The organism is Rhodococcus sp. T7, from assembly GCF_009872365.1.
Classification (GTDB): Bacteria; Actinomycetota; Actinomycetes; order Mycobacteriales; family Mycobacteriaceae; genus Rhodococcus_F.
The window spans coordinates 1-8,110 of the sequence record NZ_WXYH01000101.1 but is presented as its reverse complement, the minus strand read 5'-3'; the positions used below and the strand labels follow the sequence as shown (position 1 = coordinate 8,110).

Here is an 8,110-nt window from a genome sequence, read left to right as displayed (position 1 = left end):
GGCCGCACTTTCCGCCGACCCACCCAACGCGCCGAACACAGCCACACCACCGTCACTCAATTCCGCAACAGCCCCCCCGCGGTTAACAAGTACTCACGGGTGGCCGTGCCACACTGTACGCATGTCTGACGTTCCCGAGATCCGTATCGGCACAGCCGAACGTGAGCAGGCCCTGAACTCGTTGAGCGAACACTTCGCTGCGGGCCGTCTGACGGTCCCCGAGTTCGACGAGCGCAGTCTCGCGGTCACGAATGCCACCACCCGCGGCGAACTCGATCGAGTGTTCACCGACCTCCCCGCGACCACGCCCGCCGCGCCCGCCAAGGCCGTGGCAGCGGACACCGGCAACGACCAGAACTGGCGTCGCATCGTGATGTCGGTGATCCCGCTCGTCGCCCTCGTGCTGTTCTTCGTCGTCCCCGTCGACAACAGCTGGCTGTTCTTCCTGATGATCCCTGCCGCCGGCGCCATCCTGTTCGGCACCCGCGACGACCGGCACGATCGCCGCGACCGCCGCCACCGGGACCGCTGACATGGAACCGATCGAGGTCAACGCGGGCGGCTGGTACCTGCGCGCGCTGCGCGAGGACGAGCGGGTCAACGACCGTCCGGCGCTCGAGGACGGTGGAATTACCGAACCCGGCTACATCGCCCGCCGCACGGCGCAGTGGCTGAGCGACGAGCACTATTCGTGGGCGATCTGCCAGCCCAACACCGGCGAACTGCTCGCCGAGGTGGGGCTCACTCCGTCCGGTGAAACCGCGACACTCACCGGCTGGGCGCGGGCCGGTCACGAGGACGCGCTCGCGAGCGGATCGGATGCGGTGCAACGGTTTGCGGAGGGCGCACTGGGGTTCACGGTCCAGCGGTGAGTATGCGTTCCGTTCCGGTGGCGGCCCTCACCGTGCTGGCGCTGGTCATGTTGCTGTCCCCCGCGTCCGCGACGCCGTCCGGTCCCGAACATGCCGACAAGGTGGTGCACGCCCTGCTGTTCGCGGCGCTGGCAGCCGCCTCCCGGTATGCCCTTCTGACACCACGGATCACGGTGCTCTGGCTCGCGGCATTCGGGGTGATCACCGAGATACTGCAGGGCGTGCTGCCGATCGGCAGGCACGGTTCGGTCTGGGATCTCTGCGCGGACATGGTGGGTGTGGCGATCGGGTTGTCCGCTCAGTCCGCGATCATGCGCTCCCGCAGCAGAGTCTGAACTCCGGCGTCGAGGCCGAGTCCGTCGGAGAAGTACCGCTCGATCGTTCCGTACTGCTCGCGCATGGCGGCCAGCGACACCTGCAGATACTGCTCGCGGACCCCGAGCACGGGTTCGAGCAACGCCGGATCCCCACCCGCATCGACGAATTTCTCGAACACGCCCGCGAACGCCGGCAGCAGGAGTTCGTTGGTCAGCAGATAGTCGTGGAACACGTCGTCCTCGCCGACGCCGAGGAGCAGCAGCAGTGCCGCCGTGGCCCATCCCGTCCGGTCCTTCCCGGTGGTGCAGTGCACGAGGGCGGGCGTGTTGCCGTTCGACGCGAGACCGCCGAACAGTTCCCGGTACGAGGACACCGCGCTGGGCATCTCGACGAAATCGCGGTAGCTGCCCTCGAAGTATTCGATGGCACGTCCGCCTCCGAGTTCGCGTTCGGCGATCATCGGGTCGGCGATCACCTGCAGCATCTGCGCGGGGATCGACCGGATCCCCTTGTCGGCGAGCACGTCCAACGCGACCGCGCGGGCCCCGTTCGGGAGTATGTCGGGGGCCGCGGCACGCTCGTCCGCGGTCCGCAGGTCGTACACCGTCCGGATCCCGAGACCGTCTAGCAGCGGCATGTCGGTGTCCGCGACCCGGCTGAGATCGGTCGAACGGTAGAACACACCGGTACGCACCTTCGCGCCGTCCCCGGTCCGGTAGCCGCCGATGTCGCGCAGATTGGGCACGGACGTGAGCGGAATCGGCGTCATGCGTCGACGGTACCGCCCAGCACCCGGGCCAGTGCGTCCACGGCGGCGTCGAGTTCCGCGGTCGTCACCGTCAACGGTGGACGGAACCTGATCCCGCGCTTGCCGGTAGGCAGGATCAGCACCCGCTCCCGGTCCCTGAGATCCGCGACCACCCGGTCCCGCCGCTGCGGGGTGGGAAGCGTGATCGCGCACATCAGGCCACGCCCCCGAGGCTCGGTCACGTCGGCGTTCACCCGCGCGAGTTCCCGCAACCGTTCGAGAAGGTGTGCCCCCGTCATGCGGGCCCGGTCGACGAGCCGGTCCTCCTCGACGATCTCGAGGATCCGGCGGGACCGCACCATGTCGGTGAGGTTGCCGCCCCAGGTCGAGTTGATCCGCGAACTGACGGCGAACACGTTGTCGGGGATGTCGTCCACCCTGCCGCCGGCCATGATTCCGCAGACCTGGGTCTTCTTGCCGAACGCGACGACGTCGGGGTGCACCCCCAGTTGCTGGTACGCCCAGGCGGTGCCGGTGAGACCGCACCCGGTCTGCACCTCGTCGAACACGAAGAGGGCGTCGTTCTCGCGGCAGAGCGCCGCCATCGCCTGGAAGAATTCCGGGCGGAAGTGGTGGTCTCCACCCTCACCCTGGATCGGCTCGGCGATGAAACAGGCCACGTCCGAGGGGTTCTCGGTAAACGCTCGCCGCGCCTGATCCAGTGCGTGCCGTTCGGCTTCCTCGACGTCCCGCCCGTCCGCGAGATACGGGGAGTCGATGCGCGGCCAGTCGAACTTGGGGTACCGCGCCACCTTGCCGGGCTCGGTGTTGGTGAGCGACATGGTGTATCCGCTGCGCCCGTGGAAGGCCTCGGTCAGGTGGAGCACCTTCGTGCCGAGCGCCGGGTCGAGGCCCCGGCTCTCGTTGAGCCTGCTCTTCCAGTCGAACGCCACCTTCAGCGCGTTCTCGACGGCGAGCGCGCCACCGTCGATGAAGAAGAGATGCGGTAGCGCGGGATCGCCCAGCACCCGGGCGAACGTCTCGACGAACCGTGCCATCGGAACGGTGTAGATGTCGGAGTTGCTCGGCTTGTTGATCGCCGCGGCCGCCAGTTCCCGGCGAAACGCGTCGTCGTCCGCCAGTGCGGGGTGGTTCATCCCGAGGGCCGACGACGCGAAGAATCCGAACATGTCCAGATAGCTGGTGCCGTCCCGCAGATCGACGAGATGGGTGCCGCGTGAGCGGTCCAGGTCGAGTACCAGGTCGAACCCGTCGACCAGAATGCGCTCGCGCAGCACGTCGTGCACCTGGCTCGCCGGCAGCTCGCCCCCATTTCCGGTAGAACGAATCGCAGTGCTCATACCGAGAGATTACGTGAAAATTCCTGTCTATCGCCGACGATTCGGCAACATATCCGGCACAGAGCTCACTTGTCGTAAAATGTTTGCAAGATGATCGTGCTGCGCGTATGGACGTTGGCGGTGGCGCGGATTTCCTGCAGCAGGTGTTCCAACTCCCGCGGCGAGGCGACGCGCACCAGCAGCACGTAGCTCTCCTCCCCCGCGACCGAGTGGCACGCCTCGATCGCGGGGAGGTTCCGCAACCGGGCGGGCGCGTCGTCGGGCTGCGACGGATCGAGAGGGGTGATCGCGACGAATGCGGACAGACCGTGCCCGAGCGCATCCGGATCGATCTTCGCGGTGTACCCGCGGATCACCTTGCGGGCCTCGAGCCTGCGCACCCTCGACTGCACCGCGGAGATCGACAGCCCGGCCTTCTCGGCGAGGGTCGCCAGAGTCGCCCGGCCGTCGGCCACCAGCTCCCGCATCAGTACCCGATCGATGTCGTCGAGAGGAGTATGGGGTGCGTCGCTACGGAAAGATTCCACCACCAGCGCAGGCTAGCCCAGCGGAGGTGCATCATGGTTGAAACGTGGGAGCTCCGCGCCCGCTTCGCCCGCACACTGGGCGCGGCGTACGGCCGGACGGTGCCCGCCTACGTCACGCTGGTCGAGGTGGCCGACGAGGTCAACGCGGACTTCGCGGCGAGAAAGCCGGCCGAGGCCGAACGCCGGGGTGGCCTCGCCCGGATCACCGTGGAGCGCCACGGCGCGATCCATCTCGGTGGGCCCACGGAGCTTCGTCAGGCCGCCATCCTGTTCTCGGGCTTCGGGATGCACCCCGTCGGCTGCTACGACCGGCGCGACGCGCCCGAACCCGCACCCGTCGTCTCGACGGTGTTCCGCCCCGTCGACCCGATCGAACTGACCCGCAACCCATTCGGGATGCTCGCATCGATGCTCACCACCGCCGATCGCCGGTTCTTCGACTCCGATCTGCAGCACCGCCTCGAGAATGTCCTCGCCGCCCGCACCGTATTCCCCACGGAACTCTTGCACCTGGCCGCGCTCGCGACCGAGGAGGGCGGACTGACGGCGCCGACAGCGGAACGGTTCGTCGCACTCGCGGCCACGGCCTTCGCACCGTCGGACACCGCGGCCGACCGTTCCTGGCTCTCCGCGCTCGAACGCGTCGCACCCGTCGCCGCCGACCTCGGTAGGCGCACGGGCGTGCGGGTCGTGCACCTCGCACCGCGGGTCTTCGACCTCGACGAACTGTGCCGTCGGTCGGCGCGGCACGGCCTGAGGACGATCGACGGCACCGACCGTCCTCGTGCGGGTGACCCGGACGTACTCGTGCGGCGGGTGTCGTTCGGCGCCGCCGGCACACCGGGCGGCGTCCTCGTGGCGGAATCACGCGGCATCGCACTGACACCCGCGGGACGGGCGCTGTACGCCGGTGGAAAGGACGAGTTCCCGCAGACGGAAGCGGAACTGGAGACCGGTGGGCTGGCGTACTTCACCCACCGCCACACCGGCGACGGCCACGTCGCGGAGCCGATCCTCTACGAGGACTTTCCGCCGATGCCGGTCGACTCCGGCCCCGACCACCTACCGTGGCTCTCCGAGACGCTCGGCCGGGCCGTGCACGACCCGTTCACGCTCTACCGACAGCAGCAGGACCATTCCCGAGAGAGGACAGCATCGTGAACCTTCCCGCCCCCGAGGAGTTGTGCCGACGCGCCGAGGAAGCACTGATCAGGTGCGGCGCCGAGATCACCGACGGCGGTGGACCGCTCGTCGCGCGCACACCGATCACCGGGACCGAACTGCGCACGGTGACGGCGAGCAGCGCGGAGGACGTGGACCGGGCGATCACCGCGGCCCACGACGCCTTCCTCGAATGGCGTTCCGTCCCCGCCCCCCAGCGCGGAGCTGTCGTGCGCCGTCTGGGTCAGCTTCTGACGGAACACAAGGCCGATCTGGCGGAACTGGTCACGCTCGAGGCAGGCAAGATTCCGTCCGAGGCGCAGGGCGAAGTGCAGGAGATGATCGACATCTGCGAATTCGCGGTCGGTCTGTCCCGCCAGTTGTACGGCCGGACGATGGCGTCGGAACGTCCGGGACATCGACTGATGGAGACGTGGCATCCGCTGGGAGTCGTCGGGGTGATCTCGGCGTTCAACTTCCCGGTGGCCGTGTGGTCGTGGAACACCGCGGTCGCGCTGGTCTGCGGCGACACGGTGGTGTGGAAGCCGTCGGACCGGACGCCGCTGACGGCGGTCGCCTGCGATGCCCTGCTGGCGCGTGCCGCCCGCGACGTCGGTGCACCCGCCGGCATCCACGCCCTGATCCAGGGGGCGGGGGACGTCGGCGAACGACTCGTCGACGACGCACGCGTCGCGTTGCTCAGCGCCACCGGTTCGGTGCGGATGGGGCGCGCCGTGGGGCCTCGCGTCGCCGCGCGCTTCGGCAAATGCCTCCTCGAACTGGGCGGCAACAACGCGGCAGTGGTGGCACCGTCCGCAGATCTGGACCTGACCGTGCGGGGAGTCGTGTTCTCCGCCGCGGGCACCGCGGGACAACGCTGCACGTCGCTGCGACGGCTGATCGTGCACTCGTCCGTCGCCGACGAACTCGTGGAGCGCATCTCCTCGGCGTACGGCCAGTTGAAGGTCGGGAACCCGTTCGACGACGGTGTCCTCGTCGGCCCGCTGGTGAACCGATCCGCGTTCGAGGCGATGCAGACCGCGTTGGACGAGGCCCGCGCCGACGGCGGGACCGTCGTCTGCGGCGGCGAACGCAGCGGTGGCAGCGACTCCGCCTACTACGTCTCGCCCGCCCTCGTCCGGATGCCCGCGCAGACGTCGGTGGTGCGGGAGGAGACGTTCGCACCGATCCTCTACGTGCTCACGTACGAAGACTTCGACCAGGCGATCGCGTTGCACAACGAAGTGCCCCAGGGCCTTTCGTCGTCGATCTTCACCACCGATCAACGCGAGGCCGAGAGGTTCCTGGCGGCAGACGGTTCCGACTGCGGCATCGCGAACGTCAACATCGGCACGTCGGGGGCCGAGATCGGCGGGGCGTTCGGCGGGGAGAAAGAGACGGGCGGCGGACGCGAGTCCGGATCCGACGCGTGGAAGGCCTACATGCGCCGTGCGACGAACACCGTCAACTACTCCGATCGACTCCCGCTCGCGCAGGGGGTGGAGTTCACCTGATCGGCGGCGCCGACCCGCTAGTCTCGGGGCGTGAGCAACTGGACCGAGATGGCGCGTGAGATCGCCGAGAACGTGCTGTTCCCGGTGGCCGACAGCGTCGATGCCGACGGCGAGATTCCCGACAGTCATTTCGAGACTCTCGCCGCCGACGGCTTCTTCGGACTCGCGGCACCCGGCGAAGAGGGTGTGACGCCGTCAGTGCTGGTCGACGTGATGGAGACGTTGTGCGGCGGCTGCCTCGCGACGGCGTTCACGTGGATGCAGCACCACGGAGTCGTCGCCGGTCTCGCCGGTTCGCCGAACACCACCCTGCAGGATCGGTACCTCGACGGACTCGTCGACGGCACGGTGCGGGCCGGCGTCGCTCTGGCCGGAGCGATTCCCGTCCCGCCCACCCTGTGGGGACGCAGCGTCGACGACGGCTACGTGCTGGACGGGGTGTCGCCTTTCGTCACCGGCTGGGGCATCGTCGATCTGCTCCAGGTGTCGGCACGCGACGAATTCGACGACTCCATCGTGCACGTCATCATTCCCGCACAACCGCTGCGCGGACTCACCGCCGAGGAACTCCCGCTCATAGCGGCCCGCGGGTCGAACACGGTCCGGCTGAAATTCGACGGGCTCGCCGTGCCGCGGGATCTGGTGAGCGCCGTCGTTTCCCCCGAGGACTTCGCGAAGAGCCAGCTGTTCGGGTCGTGGATCAACGGGTGCATGGCGATGGGAATCATCCGGCGGGCGATCAGCGAACTGGAAGCCCTCGGCGTCGACGCCGACCCGTTCGAGGAGCAGGCGGCCCGGGCACGTCTCGACCTGAACGCGGCACTCGAAGGCCGGGCTGAGATCGCCGAAGCGCGGGCCCGCGCTTCGGAACTCGCCATCCGCACCGCCGCCGCCCTCGTCACCGCGAAGGGCAGTTCCGCACTGCTCGCGGGAAACACGGCGGAACGACTGATGCGTGAAGCCACCTTCACCCTCGTCGCAGCGGGACGTCCGGCGATCAAGTCCGCGTTGTTGCAACGCCTGGGCCGCGACTAGCTCGCGGCTTCGCGCATCCCGTCAACTCCACGTTGAAAGTAGGTTTCGTCCATGGCATGCCGCATCAGTGAACTCGTGCTCGGTTGCCGCGACCCCGAGGCGCTGGCCCGGTTCTGGTGCGAGGTCCTGGACTTCGTGGTGCTCGACCGCGAGGGCGACGGAAGCATCGAGATCGGGCCCCGCGAAGGGTTCGGCGGCCCGCAACCGACGATCATCCTCAGCCGCCGAGACGCACCGGAACCCGGGAAACCGCGGCTGCACATCGACGTCAACGCCACCGACCGCGATCAGGACGCCGAACTCGAACGCCTCCTGAAACTCGGCGCACGCCCGGCCGACATCGGCCAGACCGGGGACGAGCCCTGGCACGTTCTCGCCGATCCCGAAGGCAACGAATTCTGCCTGCTCCGAGCCCGGCTCGCTCCGCTCTGACGGTTCTCGGCGGGATCCTGGTGCACGAGCGTCGAGTTCGCGTGCGGACCTGTCGGTGCCGTCGCCTAGTAGGACTTTGTTAGGTGGGGAAGGTGTGGTGGCATAGTGGGCAAGTACCGATCCAACGGGCAAGTGCGCGTTG

The 8,110-nt window shown here is 68.4% G+C and carries 10 protein-coding genes; 7 read left to right on the top strand and 3 right to left on the bottom strand.

Translation table 11 applies throughout. The features are described 5' to 3' along the window. Positions 1 to 121: 121 nt before the first annotated feature. From MLGJGCBP_RS12575 to MLGJGCBP_RS12565, 3 genes are read left to right on the top strand one after another with little or no spacing between them, the layout of a single operon-like run. Positions 122 to 532, top strand: coding sequence for a DUF1707 SHOCT-like domain-containing protein (locus MLGJGCBP_RS12575; RefSeq protein WP_160095958.1), 411 nt, complete (start codon positions 122 to 124; stop codon positions 530 to 532). A gap of 1 nt (position 533) precedes the next feature. After that, positions 534 to 872, top strand: a complete 339-nt coding sequence (locus MLGJGCBP_RS12570) for a hypothetical protein (RefSeq protein WP_160095956.1) — start codon at positions 534 to 536, stop codon at positions 870 to 872. Between the two features lie 2 nt (positions 873 to 874). Beyond that, positions 875 to 1,207 (top strand): VanZ family protein, encoded by a 333-nt coding sequence (locus tag MLGJGCBP_RS12565; protein WP_160095960.1) that lies wholly within the window; start codon positions 875 to 877, stop codon positions 1,205 to 1,207. Here MLGJGCBP_RS12565 and MLGJGCBP_RS12560 read toward each other — a convergent pair. The 3 genes from MLGJGCBP_RS12560 to MLGJGCBP_RS12550 all read right to left on the bottom strand — a co-directional run bounded on the left by MLGJGCBP_RS12560 (position 1,171) and on the right by MLGJGCBP_RS12550 (position 3,829). Next, on the bottom strand, positions 1,171 to 1,959 hold the full coding sequence (locus MLGJGCBP_RS12560) for a tyrosine-protein phosphatase (RefSeq protein WP_160095954.1): 789 nt from the start codon (positions 1,957 to 1,959) through the stop codon (positions 1,171 to 1,173). The two genes, MLGJGCBP_RS12565 and MLGJGCBP_RS12560, sit on opposite strands and share 37 nt — an antisense overlap. After that, positions 1,956 to 3,299 carry an L-lysine 6-transaminase gene (gene lat, locus MLGJGCBP_RS12555; protein WP_160095952.1) on the bottom strand — a complete coding sequence of 448 codons (1,344 nt, stop codon included), beginning with the start codon at positions 3,297 to 3,299 and terminating at the stop codon, positions 1,956 to 1,958. Before lat ends, MLGJGCBP_RS12560 begins: the two co-directional genes overlap by 4 nt. 65 nt (positions 3,300 to 3,364) lie before the next feature. After that, positions 3,365 to 3,829 carry an Lrp/AsnC family transcriptional regulator gene (locus tag MLGJGCBP_RS12550; RefSeq protein ID WP_087558360.1) on the bottom strand — a complete coding sequence of 155 codons (465 nt, stop codon included), beginning with the start codon at positions 3,827 to 3,829 and terminating at the stop codon, positions 3,365 to 3,367. Between the two features lie 30 nt (positions 3,830 to 3,859). Between MLGJGCBP_RS12550 and MLGJGCBP_RS12545 the strand changes: the two genes are divergently transcribed. The 4 genes from MLGJGCBP_RS12545 to MLGJGCBP_RS12530 are packed head-to-tail and all read left to right on the top strand — an operon-like array spanning position 3,860 to position 7,968. Continuing rightward, complete coding sequence (locus MLGJGCBP_RS12545) at positions 3,860 to 4,987, top strand: 2-oxoadipate dioxygenase/decarboxylase family protein (RefSeq protein WP_160095950.1); 1,128 nt, start codon at positions 3,860 to 3,862, stop codon at positions 4,985 to 4,987. Further along, positions 4,984 to 6,501, top strand: coding sequence for an L-piperidine-6-carboxylate dehydrogenase (gene amaB / locus MLGJGCBP_RS12540; RefSeq protein WP_160095948.1), 1,518 nt, complete (start codon positions 4,984 to 4,986; stop codon positions 6,499 to 6,501). Before MLGJGCBP_RS12545 ends, amaB begins: the two co-directional genes overlap by 4 nt. A gap of 30 nt (positions 6,502 to 6,531) precedes the next feature. Beyond that, positions 6,532 to 7,536, top strand: coding sequence for an acyl-CoA dehydrogenase family protein (locus tag MLGJGCBP_RS12535; protein ID WP_160095946.1), 1,005 nt, complete (start codon positions 6,532 to 6,534; stop codon positions 7,534 to 7,536). 51 nt (positions 7,537 to 7,587) lie between these two features. Further along, the gene (locus tag MLGJGCBP_RS12530; RefSeq protein WP_160095944.1) at positions 7,588 to 7,968 is read left to right on the top strand and encodes a VOC family protein; all 381 of its coding nucleotides are present in this window, start codon (positions 7,588 to 7,590) and stop codon (positions 7,966 to 7,968) included. The last annotated feature ends 142 nt before the right edge of the window (positions 7,969 to 8,110 follow it).

Bases quoted from the DNA above. Each gene is read 5' to 3' on its own strand.
- MLGJGCBP_RS12575 (WP_160095958.1), top strand. From the start codon at position 122: ATGTCTGACGTTCCCGAGATCCGTATCGGCACAGCCGAACGTGAGCAG.
- MLGJGCBP_RS12570 (WP_160095956.1), top strand. From the start codon at position 534: ATGGAACCGATCGAGGTCAACGCGGGCGGCTGGTACCTGCGCGCGCTG.
- MLGJGCBP_RS12565 (WP_160095960.1), top strand. From the start codon at position 875: ATGCGTTCCGTTCCGGTGGCGGCCCTCACCGTGCTGGCGCTGGTCATG.
- MLGJGCBP_RS12560 (WP_160095954.1), bottom strand. From the start codon at position 1,959: ATGACGCCGATTCCGCTCACGTCCGTGCCCAATCTGCGCGACATCGGC.
- lat (WP_160095952.1), bottom strand. From the start codon at position 3,299: ATGAGCACTGCGATTCGTTCTACCGGAAATGGGGGCGAGCTGCCGGCG.
- MLGJGCBP_RS12545 (WP_160095950.1), top strand. From the start codon at position 3,860: ATGGTTGAAACGTGGGAGCTCCGCGCCCGCTTCGCCCGCACACTGGGC.
- MLGJGCBP_RS12530 (WP_160095944.1), top strand. From the start codon at position 7,588: ATGGCATGCCGCATCAGTGAACTCGTGCTCGGTTGCCGCGACCCCGAG.